Here is a 19818-nt window from a genome sequence, read left to right as displayed (position 1 = left end):
CATGAGCGATCAGAACCTCGCGATCATCGTCCTCGCGGCAGGACAGGGCACCCGCATGAAGTCGGCGACCCCGAAGCTGCTGCACCCGCTCGCCGGCTCGCCGGTCGTCGGGCACGTGCTGCGCACCGCGCGGGCGCTCGACGCCGCGCACGTGCTCGCCGTCGTGCGCCACGAGCGCGACCGCGTTGCCGAGACCATCGAGGCGGAGCTGCCGGGCACCACGATCGTCGACCAGGACGAGATCCCCGGCACCGGCCGCGCGGTCGAGCAGGCCGTCGCCGCGCTGCCCGCCGACTTCGCCGGCGAGGTGCTCGTGCTGAACGGCGACGTGCCGCTGCTCGACGCCGACACCCTCGCCGCGTTCCTCGCGCAGCACCGCGACACGGGCTCCGCGGCATCCGTGCTCTCGGCGATCTACGACGACCCGCACGGCTACGGCCGCATCGTCCGCAGCGCCGCCGGCGCCTTCGACCGCATCGTCGAGCAGAAGGACGCGAGCGAGGTCGAGCGGGCCATCCCCGAGATCAACGCCGGCATCTACGCCTTCGGCGCCGCCGCGCTCCGCGACCAGCTCGCGAACCTCACGACCGAGAACGCCCAGGGCGAGAAGTACCTCACCGACGTCATCCAGCTGCTCCGCGAGGCCGGCAGCGAGGTCGAGGCCGTTCCGGTGGCCGAGCCGTGGCTCGTCGCCGGCATCAACGACCGCGCGCAGCTCTCCGAGACGGCGGCCCGGCTGAACGCGCTCATCGTGCGCGGCTGGCAGCTGAACGGCGTCACGATCGAGGACCCGGCGACCACCTGGATCGACCTCGCGGTGACCATCGAGGCCGACACCACCATCCGCCCCGGCACGCAGCTGAAGGGCGCGACCACGATCGCCACGGGCGCGGTCGTGGGCCCCGACACCACCCTCGTCGACTGCGAGATCGGCGCCGGCGCCCACGTGAAGCGCACCGACGGCACGCTCGCCGTGATCGGCGCTGGGGCCGAGGTCGGCCCGTTCTCGTACCTCCGCCCCGGCACGGTGCTCGGCGACAGCGGCAAGATCGGCGCCTTCGTCGAGACGAAGAACGCCGAGATCGGCCGCGGCAGCAAGGTGCCGCACCTGAGCTACATCGGCGACACCCGCATCGGCGAGCAGTCGAACGTCGGGGCCGGCTCGATCACCGCGAACTACGACGGCGTGAACAAGCACCGCACCGAGATCGGCTCCCACGTGCGCACCGGCTCGCACGGGGTCTTCGTCGCGCCCGTTACCATTGGAGACGGCGTCTACACGGGCGCCGGAACGGTCGTCCGAAAAGACGTCCCCGCCGGAGCGCTCGCCGTGAACGTCGCACCGCAACGCAATATCGAGGGGTGGGTCACGACGCATCGTGCCGGGACCGCGGCCGCTCAGGCGGCCGAGGCCGCGGGCACGGCCGCCGCGACCGACGCCGAGTGACACGAGGCCGGACCGGCTGAGAGGACGAACACATGTCGGGTATCGAGACCACCGGATCCAAGCGCCTCGTGCTGGTGTCGGGGCGCGCGCATCCGGAGCTCGCGGAGCAGATCGCCCACGAGCTGGGCGCCGACCTGGTGCCGACCGATGCCCGCACCTTCGCGAACGGCGAGATCTACGCCCGCTACGACGAGAGCGTGCGCGGCTCCGACGCCTTCGTCATCCAGTCGCACACCTCGCCGATCAACGAGTGGCTCATGGAGCAGCTCATCATGGTCGACGCGCTGAAGCGGGCCTCGGCCAAGCGCATCACGGTGGTCGCCCCGTTCTACCCCTACGCGCGTCAGGACAAGAAGGGCCGCGGCCGCGAGCCGATCTCCGCCCGTCTCGTCGCCGACCTGTTCAAGACCGCCGGCGCCGACCGCATCATGTCGGTCGACCTGCACGCGGCGCAGATCCAGGGCTTCTTCGACGGCCCCGTCGACCACCTCTTCGCCATGCCGGTGCTGCTCGAGGAGTTCAAGAACTCGCTCGACCCCGCGACTCTCACGGTCGTCTCGCCCGACATGGGCCGCGTGCGCGTCGCCGACATCTGGAGCGACAAGCTCGGCGCGCCGCTCGCGATCATCCACAAGCGCCGCGACCCGCTCGTGCCGAACCAGGTCTCGGTGCACGAGATCGTCGGCGACGTGAAGGGCCGCGTCTGCCTCCTCGTCGACGACCTCATCGACACCGGCCGCACGATCGTGAAGGCGGCCGAGGCGCTCAAGGCGGCCGGCGCGATCGGCGTCGTCGTCGCCGCGACGCACGCCGTGTTCTCGAACCCGGCCGTCGAGATCCTGCAGTCCGACTTCATCGACCGCGTCGTCGTCACCGACACCCTGCCGATCCCGGCGGAGAAGCACTGGGACCGGCTCACGATCCTGCCGATCGCGCCCCTCCTCGCCCGCGCCATCCACGAGGTCTTCGAGGACGGCTCCGTCACGAGCATGTTCGACGGCGCGGCCTGATGGCCGAGCCCGGCGAGCAGGCGGCGTCCGGGCGCCCGGCGCTGCCCGGCCGTCCCTGGGTCGCGAGCTACGCCGAGGGCGTGCCCGACGACCTCCCCGCCGCCGAAGGCTCGCTGTACGACCTCATCCGGCACTCCGTCGAGACGTACCCCCAGCACGTCGCGCTCGAGTTCTTCGGGCGCGAGACGACGTACGCCGAGCTCGGCGCCGAGATCGAGCGGGCCGCCGAGGGCCTCCGCCTCCTCGGCGTGCAGAAGGGCGACCCCGTCGCCATCGTGCTGCCGAACTGCCCGCAGCACATCGTGGCGTTCTACGCCGTGCTCCGCCTCGGCGGCATCGTCGTCGAGCACAACCCGCTGTACACGCCGCGCGAGCTGCGCCACCAGTTCGAGGACCATGGCGCGCGGGTCGTCATCGCCTGGGACAAAGTGGTCGACACCCTGCAGGCGTTCCCCGCCGACCTGAAGCTCGCGCACATCGTCTCGGTCGACCCGACCCGGGCGATGCCGTTCGGCACGCGCCTCGCGCTCCGGCTGCCGATCGCGAAGGCCCGCGAATCCCGGGCCGCGCTCACGACGAAGGTGCGCGGCACGGTGCCCTGGCCCGAGCTCGTCGAGGCCCAGCCGATCGACGCGCACATCATCGCGCCCGAGGTCGACGACGTCGCCCTCATCCAGTACACGAGCGGCACGACCGGCAGCCCCAAGGGTGCGACCCTCAGCCACGCGAACCTCATCGCGAACGCGGCCCAGGCGCGCAGCTGGGTGCCCGAGATCCCCCGCGGCAGCGCCGTCGTCTACGCCGTGCTGCCGATGTTCCATGCCTACGGGCTCACCCTCTGCCTCACCTTCGCCATGAGCATGGGCGCCCGGCTCGTGCTCTTCCCGAAGTTCGACCCGGACCTCGTGCTGAAGGTCGTGAAGCGCCGACCGCCGACGTTCCTGCCGGCCGTCCCGCCCATCTACGAGCGGCTCACCGCCGCCGCGGCCGCCGAGGGCGTGCCGCTCGCCGGCATCCGCATCGCCATCTCCGGCGCCATGCCGCTCTCGCCCGCCGTCGTCGAGCCGTGGGAGGCCGCGACCGGCGGCTACCTCGTCGAGGGCTACGGGCTCTCCGAGTGCTCGCCGGTGCTGATGGCGAACCCCGTCGCGCCGAACCGCAAGGCCGGCACGGTAGGCCTGCCGCTGCCGGGCACGGAGTGCCGCGTCGTCGACCCGGAGGAGCCGACGCGCGACGTCGAGCCGGGCGCCGAGGGCGAGCTCGTCGTGCGCGGCCCGCAGGTCTTCTCCGGGTACTGGAAGAAGCCCGACGAGACCGCCGCGGTCTTCGTCGAGGACCCCGACGGCGGCGCGCCGTGGTTCCGCACGGGCGACATCGTCTCGATCGACGACGAGGGCTTCGTGCGCATCGTCGACCGCATCAAGGAGCTCATCATCACGGGCGGCTTCAACGTCGCGCCGAGCGAGGTCGAGGAGGCGCTGCGCACGCACCCCTCCGTCGCCGACGTCGCGGTGGTCGGGATGCCGGACGCGCACTCGGGCGAGCAGGTCGTCGCCGTCGTCGTGCTGAAGCCGGGCCAGCAACTCGACGAGGCCGGCATCCGCCAGGCGGCGCGCGACCAGCTGACGCCCTACAAGGTGCCCAAGCGGGTCGTCGCGGTCGACGAGCTGCCGCGCTCGCTCATCGGCAAGGTCATCCGGCGCGAGGTGCGCACGCGCCTCATCAACGCCGAGGCCGGCCAGGGCTGACGCGGCCGAGTGCGCCGGGGGTGAGCTGATGAGGTTCCTCGATGGGGAGACCAGGGCGGCGCTCGATGCGCTCGCGGCGCTCGACGGCGGGACCGCACCGAGCGGGCGAGCGGATGCCGCGGCGGCGCTCGAGCGGGTCCGCGCCGTCCGACGGCTGCTGCGCGCGCTCGAGGCCGAGCCCGCCGTGCTCGCCGCGGTGCGCGAGGCCCGCGACGGCGGGGCGGACTGGGCGGAGGTCGCGGAGGCCGCCGGGCTGAGCGAGGGCGCCGCGAAGCAGCGCTGGGCGGGCGACGACGCGGCCATCGCCGAGCGGCGCGAGGCGAGCCGCAAGCGCAAGCGCGAGCGGCCGTCGAGCCGGCCGAGCGAACTGCCCGGACTCTCCGTCGCCGAGGCCGCGGCGAAGCTCGGCGTCACGGCGCAGGCGATCTACCTGCGGGTCAGCCGCGGCCAGCTCGCGTCGCGCACGGTGGAGCTGCCGGACGGGCGCAAGTACAAGCGGGTCTTCCCGGACGGCGACGCGCCGGAGGACTGAGCCCGAGGCGCGAGGCGCGAGCTATGCGGGCACCTCGTCGGGGCCGAGCACGCGGGGCGGCGCCCCGGGCAGCAGGCCGAGATTCGCGACCGGGCGGGGTTCGCCCGAGGCGTCCGCATAGCAGATCCAGCCCGCTCCGCCCGGGCCGAAGAGCTCGAGCGCCACGTGCGAACCGGCCGCGTCGCGGTCGTACGCCGAGACGATGACGGCGCAGCTGCGGGCCGCGCTCGACTGCGCGACCGAGACGGTCGAGAGCACGACCGGGGCGAGCATCGCCACGAGCGCGACGATGACGGTGACGCGGATGACCCGGCGCCGGCGCTCCCAGCGGCTCGGGCCCTCCGGGGCGGGGCCGTCGTCGGCGAAGGCGAGCTCGGCGGGCACCTCGTCCCAGTCGCGCGGGCCGCGCGGGCCCGGCTCGCCGGGCTCGGCGGGGTGGCGGGGTTCGAGGTCGCGCGGGGCCATGGGATCCAGTCTCGCATCCGCGGCTGGGAGCGGGGCGGCGCGCCCGCGCAGTGCCCCCGCTCAGCGCGCCCGCGCAGTGCCCCCGGCTCAGGGACCCGCGAACACCGAGGCGATCCCGGCGGCGGCCGCGGCGAGCGTCGCCGCCGAGACGGCGAGCATGAGCCAGGGAGCGGGCGTGTAGCGGCCCGCGCTGAGCTCGCGGCGGCGGATGCCGCCGACCGCGCCCACGGCTCCGGCCGCGAAGAAGAGCACCGTGCCCGTCGCCACGAGCCACGGTTCGCCCGCGACGAGCCCGGTGCGCAGCGCGAGCAGCGCGTTCACGGCGACCACGAGCGCCGTGCGCGTCCACGACAGCGCCGTGCGCTCGGGCTGCAGCCCCGGGTCGCGGATGACGGCGCTCACGGCAGGATCAGGAACACCGTGAGCACGACGGAGGTCACGAGGCACACGCCCGCGAGCACCGGCAGCGACCAGCTGAAGCGCAGCGGCCGGTCGTGCCGCATCGCGATCTCGTTGCTGCGCCAGCGGAAGTACGAGAGCAGCCCGAGCCCCGCCGCGGCGACCCCGAGGCCGACCGAGAGCACTGTGACGACCGCGCGCGGGCCGATGCCGGCGGCGAACTCGTGCAGCAGCACGCCGCCGGCGATGAGGGCGAGCGCCGTGCGGATCCAGGCGAGGAAGGTGCGCTCGTTCGCGAGCGAGAAGCGGTAGTCGGGGTCCTGCCCCTCCTGCTTCCAGCGGGGTTCCGGCATGCGCGGCCTCCTCGGCGGTGTCTGCGGTGTGCGTCGCGGGTCGTCGCGAGCCTAACGGCCGCGAGCCCGGCCCGCGTGCAGCGGGGCCGGGCTCGACGGGTCATCCTGCGTTCAGTGCGACGAGGGCGTCGTCTCGATCTCGCTGCGGTCGCCCGACCAGAGGGTGTGGAACACGCCCGGCTTGTCGACGCGCTGGTAGGTGTGCGCGCCGAAGAAGTCGCGCTGACCCTGCACGAGGGCGGCGGGCAGGCGCTCGGCGCGGAGCCCGTCGTAGTAGGCGAGCGAGGACGAGAACGCGGGGGCGGGGATGCCGGCCTGCGCCGCCGCCACGACCACGCGCCGCCAGGCCTGCTGCGCACCGGCCACGGCGTCGCGGAAGTACGGCGCGACGACCAGGGCCAGGAGCTCGGGGTCCTCGGCGTAGGCGTCGGCGATGCGGTTCAGGAAGCGGGCGCGGATGATGCAGCCGGCGCGCCAGATGCGGGCGATGTCGCCCTTCTTGACGTCCCAGCCGAACTGGGCGGCGCCCGCGATGATCTCGTCGAAGCCCTGCGAGTAGGCGATGATCTTCGAGGCGTACAGCGCCTGGCGGACGTCCTCGATGAAGGCGTCGGCGTCGGCGACGGCCCAGCCGCCGTCGGGGCCGGGGAGCGAGGCGGCGGCCTCGCGCTGCGCGCGCTGCGAGGAGAGGCTGCGGGCGAAGACGGCCTCGGCGATGCCGGAGACGGGGACGCCGAGGTCGAGCGCGTTCTGCACCGTCCAGGCGCCGGTGCCCTTCGCGCCGGCCGAGTCCAGGATGACGTCGACGAGGGGCGCGCCGGTCTCGGCGTCGACCTGGCGCAGCACCTCGGCGGTGATCTCGATGAGGTAGCTCTCGAGCTCGCCGGTGTTCCACTCGGCGAAGATGTCGGCGATCTCCGCCGGGGTCTTGCCGGTGCCCTGACGGATGAGGTCGTACGCCTCGGCGATGAGCTGCATGTCGGCGTACTCGATGCCGTTGTGCACCATCTTCACGAAGTGGCCCGCGCCGTCGGTGCCGACGTGGGTGACGCAGGGGGCGCCGTCCTCGGGGGCGCGGGCGGCGATGGTCTCGAGGATCGGCCCGAGCGTCTCGTACGACTCGGCGGTGCCGCCGGGCATGATCGAGGGGCCGTTCAGCGCGCCCTCCTCGCCGCCGGAGATGCCGGTGCCGACGAAGTGGATGCCGGTCGGGCTGATCTCGCCCTCGCGGCGGATGGTGTCGTGGAAGTTCGCGTTGCCGCCGTCGACGATGATGTCGCCGGGCTCGAAGCGGCTCACCAGCTCGGAGATGACGGCGTCGGTGCCGCGGCCGGCCTGCACCATGATGATCGCGGTGCGCGGCGTCGCGAGCGAGGCGACGAATTCGTCGTAGCTCTCGGCGGCCACGAAGCCCGCCTCGGGGTGCTCGGTCACGAGGGTGCGGGTGCGCTCGGGGGAGCGGTTGAACACCGCAACGGTGTTGCCCTCCCGGCTGGCCAGGTTTCGGGCCAGGTTCGAACCCATGACGGCGAGTCCGACGACTCCGATGTTCGCGACGGCTTCAGGCAAGGCATTCTCCTCGGAACGGGAAAGTGGGGTCTTCTCAGCGTAGTGCGCGGAGCGGGTGCGGTGTTCCGCGCGACGTCCGCCGACGCACGGTTCGGCGACGACCGGCCATCGGGTAGACTGGGCGATTGAACTTCGGCGAGGGAGGCCGCGAGCGGGCGAGAGCCGGCTCGAGGCATCCGTGATCGACGCGGTCGAATGCGACTCACGGCGATTCCTCACGCGCACCCCTCGGGTGCCGCGCGTTCGAGTTGAAGAGAACAGACCCCAGATCTGGGCCGGCAGAGTGCACCATCCCGGAGCGCAGCAGCGTGAGCCCGCAAGGAGAACCATCATGGACGAAGACAACAAGGTCGAAGCGCTCGAGCGCGACTCGTTCGGCAAGGGTGCGGCGCGCAAGCTCCGCGCCGCCGGCCGCATCCCCGCCGTCGTGTACGGCCACGGCACCCAGCCGGTGCACGTGAGCCTGCCCGCCCACCAGATCGGCCTGATCGTGCGCAAGGCGAACGCCGTGCTCGACCTGCAGATCTCGGGCAAGAGCCAGCTCGCGCTCGTCAAGGACGTGCAGAAGGACCCGGTGCTGCAGATCATCGAGCACCTCGACCTCATCGTCGTGAAGAAGGGCGAGAAGGTCCAGGTCGAGGTGCCGGTGCACCTCGAGGGCGAGTCGGCTGCGGGCACCGTCGCCGACCTCGACTCGCACACCCTCACCCTCGAGGTCGAGGCCACCCACATCCCCGAGAACGTCGTCGTCTCGGTCGAGGGCCTCGAGGAGGGCACCCAGATCCACGCGAAGGACGTCACCCTGCCGAAGGGCGCCTCGCTCATCAGCGACGCCGACGCGCTCGTCGTGAACGTGCACGTGCCGCAGAAGGTCGCCGACGTCGAGGAGACCGCCGAGGGCGAGGAGGCCGCCGAGGCCCCCGCCGAGGAGGCGGCCGCGGAGTAAGCTCCGAGCCACGCACGAGGGCCCGCCCCGATCCCCGGATCGCGGCGGGCCCTCGTCGTTCCGGGGCGGCCTGCGTGCGGCCAGGCCGGGCGGCTCGGGCCCCGCCGTCCGGTACGCTCGGACATCGGGCCGATCGGCCCGATGGACCGGATCGGAGCGCGGCATGGCGTGGTTCCGGCGGCGGCGGCGAGAGGATCCCGAGGTGGCGCAGAACACCTGGCTGGTGGTCGGCCTCGGCAACCCCGGCGCGCAGTACGCGGGCAATCGGCACAACGTCGGCCAGATGGTGCTCGACGAGCTCGCCGGGCGGCTGGGCGCGGCCTTCAGGAGCCACAAGACGCCGTCGCGCGTCGCCGAGGGCTTCCTGCGCCCCGGCGGGCCGAAGCTCGTGCTCGCGAAGCCGAACAGCTACATGAACACCTCGGGCGGCCCGGTCTCGGCGCTCGCGAAGTTCTACGACGTCCCCGCCGAGCGGCTCGTCGTCGTGCACGACGAGCTCGACCTGCCCTTCGACACCGTGCGACTCAAGCAGGGCGGCGGGCACGGCGGACACAATGGCCTCCGCGACATCTCGAAGGCGCTCGGCGCCGACTACCTCCGCGTGCGCGTCGGCATCGGCCGCCCGCCGGGCCGCCAGGACCCGGCCGACTTCGTGCTCAAGGACTTCTCCGGCACCGAACGGCAGAGCCTGCCGAACCTGCTCGCCGACGCGGCCGACGCGGTCGAGGCCATCGCCGACGACGGCCTGCTCGCCGCGCAGCAGCGCTTCCACGCGCCGAGCTGAGCCGGGCTGCGTCGCGCGTCAGATCAGCCCGCGCAGGAACTCCTCGGGGCTGATGCCCGCCGCCCGCGCCCGCTCGACGAGCCTCGCGTGCTCGTCGGCGGTGAGCTCGAGCGTCATCGCCAGCCAGTCGGACGCCGGGTCGTCGAAGTCGAAGAGCGTGGCGTCGGCGGGGGAGCGATCGTCGTGCGGCGAGGGCGCCTCCTCCTCGAAGAGCTCGGCCGCTCCGTGCAGCTCGGGCTCGCCGATCGGCCCAGCCGTCGCGAGCGCCGGCGCGGCATCCGCCTCGCACGCCCCCGACCAGCCGGGACCGGCCGGCACGGTGGAGCCGCGCCGGTACGCCTCGGCGACCGCGCGGGCCCGCGCATCGGCGGCCTCGTTCAGCGCGTGGCCGGCGTGGCCCTTCACCCACTCGAAGCGGTAGCGGCGGCCGGCGATGGCCTCGTCGATCTGCTGCAGGAGCTCGACGTTCAGCACCGGCTTGCCGTCGGACTTGCGCCAGCCCTTGCGCTTCCAGTTCGGCATCCACTTCGTCACCGAGTTGATGACGTACTGGCTGTCGCACTTGACGAGGAGCTCCTCGTCGAGGTGCGCCGTCGCGCGGAACAGCTCGAGCACGGCGGTCAGCTCGCCCTGGTTGTTCGTGGCGTGCTTCCAGCCGCCAGCCGCCCAACAGTCGTCGGCGACGTACCAGGCCCAGCCGGCCGGTCCGGGATTGCCGAGGGCGGAGCCGTCTGCGGCGGCGATGATCATGCGTGGGTCCTTCCGTCGGGCCGCGCCAATCGTATCCGGCACCACCGCGGACGGCGGACGGCGGATGCCTCGACCGGCCGTCGTGTCGGCGGTGCGACGTAGACTTCTCCGGTGAGTCTGCAGGGTCTGAACACGGCGCTCTCGCGCGCCTCCACGATCGAACGCGCCCTCCGGGAGGCCCAGCACAGCGCGGACTTCTCAGCTCCGGCGGGGCTCGATGCGCCGCTGCTCGCCGGGCTCCTCGACCGCCGCAGCGCGGCGGGGCTCGCCCCGGTGCTGCTCGTCGTCACGGCGACGAGCCGCGAGGGGGAGTCGCTGCGCGGCTCGCTGGCCCCCTATCTGCCGGCCGACGCCGAGCTCCTCGAGTTCCCGGCGTGGGAGACCCTGCCGCACGAGCGGCTCTCGCCGAGCGCCGAGACGGTCGGGCGGCGGCTGCACGCCATCCGCCGTCTGCACGACTGGGCCGCGAGCCCGGGCGAGCGGCATCCGCTCGTCGTCGTCGCCTCGGTGCGCGCCGCCCTCCAGCCCATCGCCGACAATCTCGCCGAGCTCGAGCCCATCGAGCTCGTCGCGGGCGGGCGCGGTTACGACCTCTCCGAGCTCGCGCTGCGGCTCGTCGACCTCGCCTACGCCCGCGTCGACATGGTGGCCCGCCGCGGCGAGTTCGCCGTGCGCGGCGGCATCCTCGACGTCTTCCCGCCCACCGCCGACCACCCGGTGCGCGTCGAGTTCTTCGGCGACGAGGTCGAGGAGCTGCGGGCCTTCTCCGTCGCCGACCAGCGCTCGCTGCCCGAGCCGGTCGAGCGCGTGCACCTCGCGCCGAGCCGCGAGCTGCTGCTCACCCCGGCCGTCCGCCAGCGGGCGCGCGAGATGGTGCACGAGTTCCCGAGCCTGTCGCAGATGCTCGAGAAGATCGCCGAGGGCATCCCGGTCGAGGGCATGGAGTCGCTCGCCCCGGCCCTGACCGAACGGCTCGTGCCGCTCACGCACTACCTCCCCGCCGAGTCGGCGATCGCCGTCATCGCCCCCGAGCGCGTCGCCGGCCGGGCCGCGAGCCTCGCCGAGACCAACCGGGAGTTCCTCGCCGCCGCCTGGAGCGCCGCCACCGTCGGCGCCGGCGCGCCCATCGACCTCGACGCGGGCGACTTCCTGAGCCTGCGCGAGCTCCGCGACGCCGCGATGTTCAGCGCACCGGGCGAGCCCGATCCCAAGCGGGCGTGGTGGACGCTGTCGCCCTTCGACGCCGGCGAGGCCGCCGACGACGTCGAGCACGACGCGAGCTACGTGCGCATCGCGGCGAACGCCGTGCCGAGCTTCCAGGGCAATGTGACGGGCGCCGTCGAGCACGTCGCCGAGCGCATGCGCGAGGGCTGGTCGCTCGTCGTGGCCGCCGCAGGACAGGGCCTCGTCGAGCGCGCCCGCGACGTGCTCGCCGAGGCGGGGCTCGCCGCCCGGCTCGTCGACGAGGTGCCGGACGAGCCCGAGCCCGGGGTCGTCCTCCTCGTGCAGGCCGAGGCCGCGCGTGGCTTCGAGGTGCCCGAGGCGAAGCTCGGCCTGCTCGCCGAGGCCGAGTTCTACGGGCGTTCGGCGGCCTACGACCAGCGCGCGGGCAAGAAGCTCGCCACCCGCCGCCGCAACGTCGTCGACCCGATCCAGCTGAAGCCCGGCGACCACGTCGTGCACGCGACGCACGGCATCGGCCGCTTCGTCGAGCTCGTCCAGCGCGAGGTCGCCACGGGCACCCGCCCGAAGGGGCCGAGCCGCTCGGCCGGCATCGCCCAGCAGCCGACCACGGTGCGCGAGTACCTCGTGCTCGAGTACGCGCCGTCCAAGCGCGGGCAGGCCGGCGACCGGCTGTTCGTGCCGATGGACCAGCTCGATCTGCTGAGCCGCTACGTCGGCGGCGAGGCGCCGTCGCTCTCGAAGATGGGCGGCAGCGACTGGGCGCAGGCGAAGGGGCGCGCGCGCAAGGCGGTGCGCGACATCGCCGTCGAGCTCGTGAAGCTCTACTCGGCGCGGATGGCGGCGAAGGGCCACGCCTTCGGCCCCGACACGCCCTGGCAGCACGAGCTGGAGGAGGCATTCCCCTACACCGAGACGAACGACCAGCTGCAGACCATCGACGAGGTGAAGGCCGACATGGAGCGGCCGATCCCGATGGACCGACTGCTCGCAGGCGACGTCGGCTTCGGCAAGACCGAGGTCGCCGTGCGCGCCGCGTTCAAGGCGATCCAGGACGGCAAGCAGGCCGCGATGCTCGTGCCGACGACGCTCCTCGTGAAGCAGCACTTCGAGACCTTCACCGAGCGCTTCGCCGGCTTCCCGGTGCACGTGCGCGCGCTCAGCCGGTTCCAGACCGACAAGGAGGCGCGCGAGACGATCGCGGGCCTCGCCGACGGCACCGTCGACCTCGTCATCGGCACCCACCGCATCCTCACCGAGAAGGTGCGGTTCAAAGACCTCGGGCTCATGATCATCGACGAGGAGCAGCGCTTCGGCGTCGAGCACAAGGACGCGCTGAAGAAGCTCAAGACCAACGTCGACATCCTCGCGATGAGCGCGACGCCCATCCCGCGCTCGCTCGAGATGGCCGTCACCGGCATCCGCGAGATGTCGACGCTCGCGACCCCGCCCGAGGACCGCCACCCGATCCTCACCTTCGTCGGCCCGTACTCCGAGCAGCAGGTGGGCGCCGCCATCCGCCGCGAGCTGCTGCGCGAGGGCCAGGTGTTCTTCGTGCACAACCGGGTCTCGTCGATCAACCGCGTCGCCGCCCAGCTCGCCGAGCTCGTGCCCGAGGCGCGCATCGCCGTCGCGCACGGCCAGCTGCCCGAGCACGCGCTCGACCAGATCGTGAGCGACTTCTGGGAGCGCAAGTTCGACGTGCTCGTGTCGACGACGATCATCGAGACCGGCCTCGACATCTCGAACGCGAACACGATCATCATCGACCGCGCCGACAAGTACGGGCTCTCGCAGCTGCACCAGTTGCGCGGCCGGGTCGGCCGCGGCCGCGAGCGGGCGTACGCGTACTTCCTGTACGACCCGGCGAAGCCGCTCAGCGAGACCGCGCACGACCGGCTCTCCACGATCGCCGCGAACAACGAGCTCGGCGGCGGCATGCAGATCGCGCTGAAGGACCTGGAGATCCGCGGCGCCGGCAACCTGCTCGGCGCCGAGCAGGCGGGGCACATCGCGGGCGTCGGCTTCGACCTCTACCTGCGCATGATCGGCGAGGCGGTGTCGGCGTTCCGCGGCGAGGTCGCCGAGGGCCAGACCGAGCTGCGGCTCGAGCTCCCCGTCGACGCGCACATCCCCGAGGACTACGTCGACAGCGAGCGGTTGCGGCTCGAGGCCTACCAGAAGCTCTCGGCCGCGAGCGGGCCGGCGTCGAAGGAGGGGCAGATCGACCAGGTCCTCGAGGAGCTCGTCGACCGCTACGGCACGCCGCCCGAGTCGGTCGAGCACCTCGTCGCGGTGTCGCGGCTGCGCCGCCAGGCGCAGCTCGCCGGGCTCGCCGAGGTCATCGCGACGGGATCGAAGCTGCGCATCGCACCGGCGAAGATCCCCGACTCCAGGCGCGTGCGGCTCGAACGGCTGTACCCGGGGGCGAAGCACTTCGCCCAGAACGACGTGATCCTCGTGCCGTTCCCGACGCCCGGGGGCGAGGCGCCGGGCGACGGCGACCTCATCGAGTGGGTGTCGCGGCTCGTGGCGAACATCTTCGAGCAGGCGCCGGCGGCCGCCGAGCAGGGCTGAGCAGCAGGGCCAGGCTGAGCAGCAGGGCCAGGGTTGAGCAGCAGGGCCAGGGCCCGTGGGGCGGGCCCGTGGGCCGCGGCTCGCACGCGCGCCGGGAGAGGCGCGCCGGGAGGAGATCGTCGCCGAGGGAGGATGCCTCGGGGCATCCGGTCCTCCCGAAGTGCGATCCTCCTGCCGCCCGGCCGGCCTAGGGCTTCAGGTGGCCCCACTCTGCCAGGAACTCCGCGACCGTCATGGACTCGAGGTCGGTGCGGATCTGCTGCAGCAGCCCGTCGGCCTCGACGAGCGAGCCGGCCTTCGTGCGGATGACGGGGGCCGCCGTGTCGGCGCGCACGACCACGAGCTCCGCGACGGAGGGGCCGCCGAGGCTCGTCGCCTCGCCCGCGACGAGCAGCACGGTGTGCACGAGCTTGCCGAGGCCGCGGAGCCGCCGGGGGCGGAGCTCCGCGCGCAGGTGCGCGCTCGCCGGATCGGCACCGTCGGGCAGGCCGTCGCCGGGCAGGCCTGCGTCATCGGGCAGCTCGGGGCCGCCGGGGTCGTCCGCCGCGCTCATCGTGAGAATGCTCCGCCCACGCCGGCCCGTGCGCCGCGGCGGCGGTACTGCGCGGAGCGCAGCGACACGGCGACGGCGGAGACGACGATCGCGATGCCCGAGCCGAGCAGCACTGCGAGCGTGCCCTCGTCGGCGACCTCGGGCAGCCCGGCGAAGGCGAGCTCGTTCATGAGCAGCGACACCGTGAAGCCGATGCCGCCCAGCGCGCCGACCACGAGCAGATCGCCCCAGGTGAGCGGCGTGCTGTCGCGGCGGCGCGCCACGAGCGCCCCGATGCCGCCGCCGATCAGGATGCCGACGATCTTGCCGACGGGGAGGCCGACGAGGATGCCCCAGAACGCCGGGTCGAGCTGCGAGGGGCTCAGCTGCGGCACCGCGACCATCGCCGCGGAGAGCGCGAAGAGCGGCAGCACCACGCCGTTCGACCAGGGCTCGAGCGCGTGCACGGCTCGGCCGCCGGGGCGACGGGCCATCACGAGGCCGAGGGCGACGCCCGCGATCGTCGCGTGCACCCCCGACTGGTAGACGAAGTACCAGGCGAGCACGCCGAGCAGGATCAGCACGCCCACGATGGGCCACTGCGGGCGGCGCGCGAGGATCCACGCTGAACGGGGCTTCATCATGCGGCTGACCGCGCCGAACAGGGCGATCGCGATGCCCGCGAAACCGAGCGAGGCGAGGTCGGCGTCGCTCGTGAAGAAGAAGGCGATGATGAGGATCGCGATGAGGTCGTCGAGCACGGCGAGGGCGAGCAGGAACACCCGCACACGGGTCGGGAGCCAGGTGCCGAACACGGCGAGCACGCCGAGGGCGAAGGCGATGTCCGTGGCGGTGGGGATCGGCCAGCCGTCGACCGTCGCGGTGCCGGCGGTGAACGCCAGATAGATGAGGGCCGGCACGATGACGCCGCCGACCGCGGCGATCGCCGGCAGCAGCGCCTTCGAGAGGCTGTTCAGCTCGCCGATCACGAGTTCGCGCTTCAGCTCGACCGCGACGATGAAGAAGAAGATCGCGAGCAGTCCGTCGCTGATCCAATGGCCGATCGAGAGGTCGAGGCCGAGCCATGGCAGTTCCAGGTGCTCGCTCTTCATCGCGAGCAGGCCCGGGCCCGCCGAGGTGTTCGCGAGCAGGAGGCCGAGGGCGGCGGCGACGAGCAGGAGCACGGCGGCCCAGCGCTCGGATCGGAGGAGGTTCATGCGAGCCTTTCGTACGGTCTTCGATCTCATTCGCCGACCAGACTTCCCGGCACTCCGCGAACGATCCTACCGTGCGGGTGCTGCGCCGCCCCTACGCTGGGGCGGTGACCCTCTCGCTCTGGGCGACGCTGCTCGCCGCCTGCTTCGTGATCAGCTTCACGCCGGGCGCCGGGGCGATCAACACGATGGGCAACTCGCTCGCGGTCGGCTTCCGCCGCTCGATCTGGGGCATCCTCGGCCAGCAGGCCGCCCTCGTGGTGCACATCGTCATCGTCGCGGCGGGCGTCGGGGTGCTCGTCACCGGCTCGCCCGTGCTCTTCGAGATCATCCGCTACGCGGGCGCCGCCTACCTCGTGTACCTCGGCATCCGCCAGATCCTCGCGAAGCCGAGCGTCGCGACGGAGCCGACGGATCCGACGGAGCCGACGGAGCCGGTGGAGCCGGGGGAGACGGAGGCGGACGCGGATGCCGCGCCCACCGCCCTCGCACCCGGCGAGTCGCGCTGGTCGATGTTCCGGCGGGGGCTGTGGGTGAACCTGCTGAACCCGAAGGCGATCGTGTTCTTCCTGGCCTTCCTGCCGCAGTTCATCCGCCCAGGGCTGCCGCTGCTGCCGCAGTACCTCGTCGTCGGGACGACCGTGGTGATCGTCGACGTCATCGTGATGTGGGGCTTCTTCGCGGTCGCGGCGCAGGGTCTGCGCCGGCTCACCGCCTCCGCGCGGGGCCAGCGGATCGTGAACCGGCTGTTCGGCAGCCTGTTCATCGGCGTCGGCGTGCTGCTCGCGGTCGTGCACTAGGCCCGCCCGCCGCCTGCCCGCCTAGGCTGGGCGCATGACCGCCGCCGCTCACCCCGCCCTCGACGAGCTCATCGCCACGGTCGCGCTGCTGCGCGCCCCCGGCGGCTGCCCCTGGGACGCCGAGCAGACGCACGCCTCGCTCGTGCAGTACCTCGTCGAGGAGTGCTGGGAGCTCATCGACGCGATCGAGTCCGGCGACCGCGCCGAGATGATCGAGGAGCTCGGCGACGTGCTCTACCAGGTGCTCTTCCACGCCGACCTCGCCGCGCACACCCCGGGCGAGGAGTTCGATCTCGAGGACGTCGCCCGGCACATGACGGCCAAGATGGTGGCGCGGCATCCGCACGTCTTCGGCGATCGCGAGGCGGAGACCGCCGAGGACGTCGTCGGCTTCTGGGACGAGCTGAAGGCCGACGAGAAGCCGCACCGCACGAGCGTGCTCGACGGCGTGCCGATGGGCATGCCGGCGCTCGCGCTCGCCGCGAAGGTGCTGACGAAGGCCGAGAAGGCGGGCGTCGCGCCGAGCCCGCGGGCGGATGCCCCGGGCGAGCTGTCCCCGGGCGAGTCGTTCCCGGGCGAGTCGTTCCCGGGCGATGAGGCCGAGCTCGGCGAGGCGCTGCTCCGGCTCGTCGCCGAGGCTCGCGACCGTGGCCTGGACGCCGAGCGCGCGCTGCGCGGCGCCGTCCGGGACTTCACCGACGTGGTGCGGGCCGCCGAGGCATCCGCGCAGACCGGGCCGCGCTAGCCGACCGGAGCCTCCGGCGGCCCGGCGCATCCGGCAGCCCGGCGGCGCGGGCACCCGCCCGCGCCTGGAAGAATGGGCGCATGGCCCAGACCGTCACGCCTCCGCGCGGCATGCGCGACTTCCTGCCCGCCGAGAAGGCCCGCCGCGAGCACGCGCTCGGCGTCATCCGCGGGGTCTACGCCGCGCACGGCTTCGACGAGATCGAGACGCCGGTCATGGAGGACAGCTCGAGGCTCCACGCGGGCCTCGGCGGCGACAACGAGAAGCTCGCCTTCGCGGTGATGAAGCGCGGGCTCGGCGAGGCGGAGCTCAGCGCCGCGGCCGCGGCGGGCGACCCGCTCTCGCTGGCCGACCTCGGCCTGCGCTACGACCTCACGGTGCCGCTCGCCCGGTTCTACGCGACGCACCGCGCGGCTCTGCCGCCCGTGTTCCGCTCCATCCAGATCGCCCCGGTCTGGCGGGCCGAGCGCCCGCAGAAGGGGCGCTACCGCCAGTTCGTGCAGTGCGACATCGACATCATCGGCGACGCCACCCCGCTCGCCGAGCTCGAGCTGCTGACGGCGACGGTCGCGACGCTCGACGCGCTCGGGCTCGCCGGCTGCACCATCCGCCTGAACGACCGGCGCATCCTCGCCGGCATCCTCGCCGCCTGGGGCGTGCCCGCCGAGCTCCGCGAGCGCGCGCTCATCACCGTCGACAAGCTCGACAAGATCGGGGTCGACGGGGTCGCCGCCGAGCTCGTCGAGACCGGTGCGGTCGCCTCGCCCGACGTCGTCGTCGAGGCGCTGCACGGGCTCACCGCCGCCGACTGGCACCTGCACGACGGCGTCGTCCCTCCGCCCGCCTGGCTCGATCTCGACGCCTACGCCGAGCTCCGCGCGCTGCGCGAGGCGCTGCCCGGCGCGGCCATCGAGTTCGACCCGACGCTCGTGCGCGGCATGGGCTACTACACGGGCACGATCTTCGAGATCGCGCACCCCGAGTTCGGCTACTCGCTCGGCGGCGGCGGACGCTACGACGGCATGATCGGCCGCTTCCTCGGCCAGGAGGTGCCGGCCTGCGGCTTCTCCATCGGCTTCGAGCGCATCGTCGACCTGCTGGAGCTCCGCGACGCCGGCCGCCCGCGCGCCGTCGTCCTCGTGCACGACGGCGCGGTGCCCGCCGAACGGCTGCTCGCGATCAAGCGCGAGCTCGTCGCCTCCGGCGTCCGCGTCCGGCTGGAGCGCCGGGTGAAGAACTTCCGCGCGCTGCTCGACCGGGTCACCGCCGACGGCTTCGACGCCTTCGCGAGCGTGACGGCCGAGACGGCGGATGCCTCGGCGCTCGAGTTCCGGGAGCTCGGCGAGTAGCCGGCGCCCCGCGGCGTCGGCTCCCCGCGGAGTTGTGGCTCCCGCCGACGCCCCTAGACTGGGCGGCGGATCACGATGGCGTCGTCCACACCTTCCCAACCCCACGAAGCCCCCATCAGAGGAGTCCACTGTGGCATTCATCGAAGCAGTCGGCGCGCGCGAGATTCTCGATTCGCGCGGCAACCCCACCGTCGAGGTCGAGGTCCTCCTCGACGACGGATCGCTCGCCCGGGCGGCCGTGCCCTCGGGGGCGTCGACCGGGGCGTTCGAGGCGTACGAGCTGCGCGACGGCGACGCCGACCGCTACCTCGGCAAGGGCGTGCAGAAGGCCGTCGACGCCGTGCTCGACGTGCTCGGCCCGGCCATCGAGGACCTCGACGCGAGCGACCAGCGCCTCGTCGACGCCGCCCTCATCGAGGCCGACGGCACCGACAACAAGAGCCGTCTCGGCGCGAACGCCATCCTCGGCGTCTCGCTCGCCGTCGCGAAGGCCGCGGCCGACGCCTCCGACCTGCCGCTGTTCCGCTACCTCGGCGGCCCGAACGCGCACGTGCTGCCCGTGCCGATGATGAACATCATCAACGGCGGCGCCCACGCCGACACCGGCGTCGACATCCAGGAGTTCATGATCCTCCCGGTCGGCGCGCCGACCTTCTCCGAGGGCCTCCGCTGGGGCGTCGAGACCTACCACGCGCTGAAGAGCCTGCTGAAGGCCAACGGTCTGTCGACCGGCCTTGGCGACGAGGGCGGCTTCGCCCCCGACTTCGCGCACAACCGCGCCGCGCTCGACTTCATCTCCGAGGCCGTGCAGAAGGCGGGCTTCACCCTCGGCACCGACATCGCGCTCGGCCTCGACGTCGCGTCGACCGAGTTCTTCGAGAACGGCGTCTACCGCTTCGAGGGCAAGGACCGCAGTGCGGCCGAGATGAACGCGTACTACGCGGAGCTCGCCGACGCGTACCCGCTCGTCTCGATCGAGGACCCGCTGGCCGAGGACGACTGGGCCGGCTGGGCCGAGCTCACCGCCTCGCTCGGGCAGAAGCTCCAGCTCGTCGGCGACGACCTGTTCGTGACCAACCCGAAGCGCCTCGCCGACGGCATCGCGAAGCACGCCGGCAACTCGATCCTCGTGAAGGTGAACCAGATCGGCACCCTCACCGAGACCCTCGACGCCGTGAAGCTCGCGCAGCGCGCCGGCTACACCGCGGTGCTCTCGCACCGTTCGGGCGAGACCGAGGACACGACGATCGCCGACCTCGCGGTCGCGACCGACTGCGGCCAGATCAAGACGGGCGCGCCCGCCCGTTCCGAGCGGGTCGCCAAGTACAATCAGCTTCTGAGGATCGAAGAAGAGCTCGGTGAGGCCGCGGTGTACGCCGGCCGCACGGCGTTCCCGCGCTTCACGGCGTAAGACGA

General features: G+C 72.9%; 18 protein-coding genes. 11 read left to right on the top strand and 7 right to left on the bottom strand.

The annotated features are described in order from the left end of the window. The first annotated feature begins 1 nt into the window (after position 1). From glmU to MTP13_RS17880, 4 genes are read left to right on the top strand one after another with little or no spacing between them, the layout of a single operon-like run. The gene (gene glmU / locus MTP13_RS17895) at positions 2-1447 is read left to right on the top strand and encodes a bifunctional UDP-N-acetylglucosamine diphosphorylase/glucosamine-1-phosphate N-acetyltransferase GlmU (protein WP_243568989.1); all 1446 of its coding nucleotides are present in this window, start codon (positions 2-4) and stop codon (positions 1445-1447) included. 32 nt (positions 1448-1479) lie between these two features. After that, the gene (locus MTP13_RS17890; RefSeq protein ID WP_243568988.1) at positions 1480-2457 is read left to right on the top strand and encodes a ribose-phosphate diphosphokinase; all 978 of its coding nucleotides are present in this window, start codon (positions 1480-1482) and stop codon (positions 2455-2457) included. Then, positions 2457-4205, top strand: coding sequence for a long-chain-fatty-acid--CoA ligase (locus tag MTP13_RS17885; protein ID WP_243568987.1), 1749 nt, complete (start codon positions 2457-2459; stop codon positions 4203-4205). The genes MTP13_RS17890 and MTP13_RS17885 overlap by 1 nt, the downstream gene beginning before the upstream one ends. A gap of 28 nt (positions 4206-4233) precedes the next feature. Next, the gene (locus MTP13_RS17880; RefSeq protein WP_243568986.1) at positions 4234-4737 is read left to right on the top strand and encodes a hypothetical protein; all 504 of its coding nucleotides are present in this window, start codon (positions 4234-4236) and stop codon (positions 4735-4737) included. A 21-nt stretch (positions 4738-4758) separates the two neighbouring features. On the opposite strand, the gene MTP13_RS17875 is transcribed toward MTP13_RS17880, so the two are convergent. The 4 genes from MTP13_RS17875 to gndA form a co-directional block, all read right to left on the bottom strand. Further along, entirely contained in the window at positions 4759-5202 is a 444-nt protein-coding gene (locus tag MTP13_RS17875; RefSeq protein WP_243568985.1) for a hypothetical protein, read from the bottom strand. Positions 5203-5289: 87 nt separating this feature from the next. Further along, positions 5290-5604 (bottom strand): DUF202 domain-containing protein, encoded by a 315-nt coding sequence (locus tag MTP13_RS17870; protein WP_243568984.1) that lies wholly within the window; start codon positions 5602-5604, stop codon positions 5290-5292. Continuing rightward, the gene (locus MTP13_RS17865; RefSeq protein WP_243568983.1) at positions 5601-5954 is read right to left on the bottom strand and encodes a YidH family protein; all 354 of its coding nucleotides are present in this window, start codon (positions 5952-5954) and stop codon (positions 5601-5603) included. Before MTP13_RS17865 ends, MTP13_RS17870 begins: the two co-directional genes overlap by 4 nt. 111 nt (positions 5955-6065) lie before the next feature. Then, positions 6066-7478: an NADP-dependent phosphogluconate dehydrogenase gene (gene gndA, locus MTP13_RS17860; protein WP_243570885.1), complete on the bottom strand. Its 1413-nt coding sequence runs from the start codon at positions 7476-7478 to the stop codon at positions 6066-6068. Between the two features lie 376 nt (positions 7479-7854). Here gndA and MTP13_RS17855 point away from each other — a divergent pair, with 376 nt between their 5' ends. Beyond that, the gene (locus MTP13_RS17855) at positions 7855-8469 is read left to right on the top strand and encodes a 50S ribosomal protein L25/general stress protein Ctc (RefSeq protein WP_189086575.1); all 615 of its coding nucleotides are present in this window, start codon (positions 7855-7857) and stop codon (positions 8467-8469) included. A 163-nt stretch (positions 8470-8632) separates the two neighbouring features. Next, a complete protein-coding gene (gene pth, locus MTP13_RS17850; protein WP_243568982.1) occupies positions 8633-9253 on the top strand; it encodes an aminoacyl-tRNA hydrolase in 621 nt (206 codons plus the stop codon). Positions 9254-9271: 18 nt separating this feature from the next. Here pth and MTP13_RS17845 read toward each other — a convergent pair whose 3' ends face one another. After that, complete coding sequence (locus tag MTP13_RS17845) at positions 9272-10003, bottom strand: ribonuclease H family protein (protein WP_243568981.1); 732 nt, start codon at positions 10001-10003, stop codon at positions 9272-9274. A gap of 111 nt (positions 10004-10114) precedes the next feature. Between MTP13_RS17845 and mfd the strand changes: the two genes are divergently transcribed. Further along, on the top strand, positions 10115-13762 hold the full coding sequence (mfd, locus tag MTP13_RS17840; protein WP_243568980.1) for a transcription-repair coupling factor: 3648 nt from the start codon (positions 10115-10117) through the stop codon (positions 13760-13762). A gap of 187 nt (positions 13763-13949) precedes the next feature. Here mfd and MTP13_RS17835 read toward each other — a convergent pair whose 3' ends face one another. Together MTP13_RS17835 and MTP13_RS17830 are read right to left on the bottom strand one after the other, a co-directional pair. Then, a complete protein-coding gene (locus MTP13_RS17835; RefSeq protein WP_243568979.1) occupies positions 13950-14315 on the bottom strand; it encodes a hypothetical protein in 366 nt (121 codons plus the stop codon). Further along, positions 14312-15511 carry a Na+/H+ antiporter NhaA gene (locus MTP13_RS17830; protein ID WP_243568978.1) on the bottom strand — a complete coding sequence of 400 codons (1200 nt, stop codon included), beginning with the start codon at positions 15509-15511 and terminating at the stop codon, positions 14312-14314. Before MTP13_RS17830 ends, MTP13_RS17835 begins: the two co-directional genes overlap by 4 nt. Before the next feature lie 104 nt (positions 15512-15615). Between MTP13_RS17830 and MTP13_RS17825 the strand changes: the two genes are divergently transcribed. The 4 genes from MTP13_RS17825 (at position 15616) to eno (ending at position 19813) form a co-directional block, all read left to right on the top strand. Next, positions 15616-16308 carry a LysE family transporter gene (locus MTP13_RS17825; RefSeq protein ID WP_243568977.1) on the top strand — a complete coding sequence of 231 codons (693 nt, stop codon included), beginning with the start codon at positions 15616-15618 and terminating at the stop codon, positions 16306-16308. 34 nt (positions 16309-16342) lie between these two features. Beyond that, positions 16343-17053 carry a nucleoside triphosphate pyrophosphohydrolase gene (locus tag MTP13_RS17820; protein WP_243568976.1) on the top strand — a complete coding sequence of 237 codons (711 nt, stop codon included), beginning with the start codon at positions 16343-16345 and terminating at the stop codon, positions 17051-17053. Between the two features lie 80 nt (positions 17054-17133). Continuing rightward, a complete protein-coding gene (hisS, locus tag MTP13_RS17815) occupies positions 17134-18402 on the top strand; it encodes a histidine--tRNA ligase (RefSeq protein ID WP_243568975.1) in 1269 nt (422 codons plus the stop codon). 130 nt (positions 18403-18532) lie between these two features. After that, positions 18533-19813, top strand: a complete 1281-nt coding sequence (gene eno / locus MTP13_RS17810) for a phosphopyruvate hydratase (RefSeq protein WP_243568974.1) — start codon at positions 18533-18535, stop codon at positions 19811-19813. The last annotated feature ends 5 nt before the right edge of the window (positions 19814-19818 follow it).

It is taken from the genome of Agromyces soli (genome assembly GCF_022811605.1).
In the GTDB taxonomy this organism is placed as follows: domain Bacteria; phylum Actinomycetota; class Actinomycetes; order Actinomycetales; family Microbacteriaceae; genus Agromyces; species Agromyces soli.
This window is presented reverse-complemented; position numbering and strand designations above follow the sequence as displayed.

Bases quoted from the DNA above. Each gene is read 5' to 3' on its own strand.
- glmU (WP_243568989.1), top strand. From the start codon at position 2: ATGAGCGATCAGAACCTCGCGATCATCGTCCTCGCGGCAGGACAGGGC.
- MTP13_RS17890 (WP_243568988.1), top strand. From the start codon at position 1,480: ATGTCGGGTATCGAGACCACCGGATCCAAGCGCCTCGTGCTGGTGTCG.
- MTP13_RS17885 (WP_243568987.1), top strand. From the start codon at position 2,457: ATGGCCGAGCCCGGCGAGCAGGCGGCGTCCGGGCGCCCGGCGCTGCCC.
- MTP13_RS17880 (WP_243568986.1), top strand. From the start codon at position 4,234: ATGAGGTTCCTCGATGGGGAGACCAGGGCGGCGCTCGATGCGCTCGCG.
- MTP13_RS17875 (WP_243568985.1), bottom strand. From the start codon at position 5,202: ATGGCCCCGCGCGACCTCGAACCCCGCCACCCCGCCGAGCCCGGCGAG.
- MTP13_RS17865 (WP_243568983.1), bottom strand. From the start codon at position 5,954: ATGCCGGAACCCCGCTGGAAGCAGGAGGGGCAGGACCCCGACTACCGC.
- gndA (WP_243570885.1), bottom strand. From the start codon at position 7,478: ATGGGTTCGAACCTGGCCCGAAACCTGGCCAGCCGGGAGGGCAACACC.
- MTP13_RS17855 (WP_189086575.1), top strand. From the start codon at position 7,855: ATGGACGAAGACAACAAGGTCGAAGCGCTCGAGCGCGACTCGTTCGGC.
- pth (WP_243568982.1), top strand. From the start codon at position 8,633: ATGGCGTGGTTCCGGCGGCGGCGGCGAGAGGATCCCGAGGTGGCGCAG.
- MTP13_RS17845 (WP_243568981.1), bottom strand. From the start codon at position 10,003: ATGATCATCGCCGCCGCAGACGGCTCCGCCCTCGGCAATCCCGGACCG.
- MTP13_RS17835 (WP_243568979.1), bottom strand. From the start codon at position 14,315: ATGAGCGCGGCGGACGACCCCGGCGGCCCCGAGCTGCCCGATGACGCA.
- MTP13_RS17830 (WP_243568978.1), bottom strand. From the start codon at position 15,511: ATGAACCTCCTCCGATCCGAGCGCTGGGCCGCCGTGCTCCTGCTCGTC.
- MTP13_RS17820 (WP_243568976.1), top strand. From the start codon at position 16,343: ATGACCGCCGCCGCTCACCCCGCCCTCGACGAGCTCATCGCCACGGTC.
- hisS (WP_243568975.1), top strand. From the start codon at position 17,134: ATGGCCCAGACCGTCACGCCTCCGCGCGGCATGCGCGACTTCCTGCCC.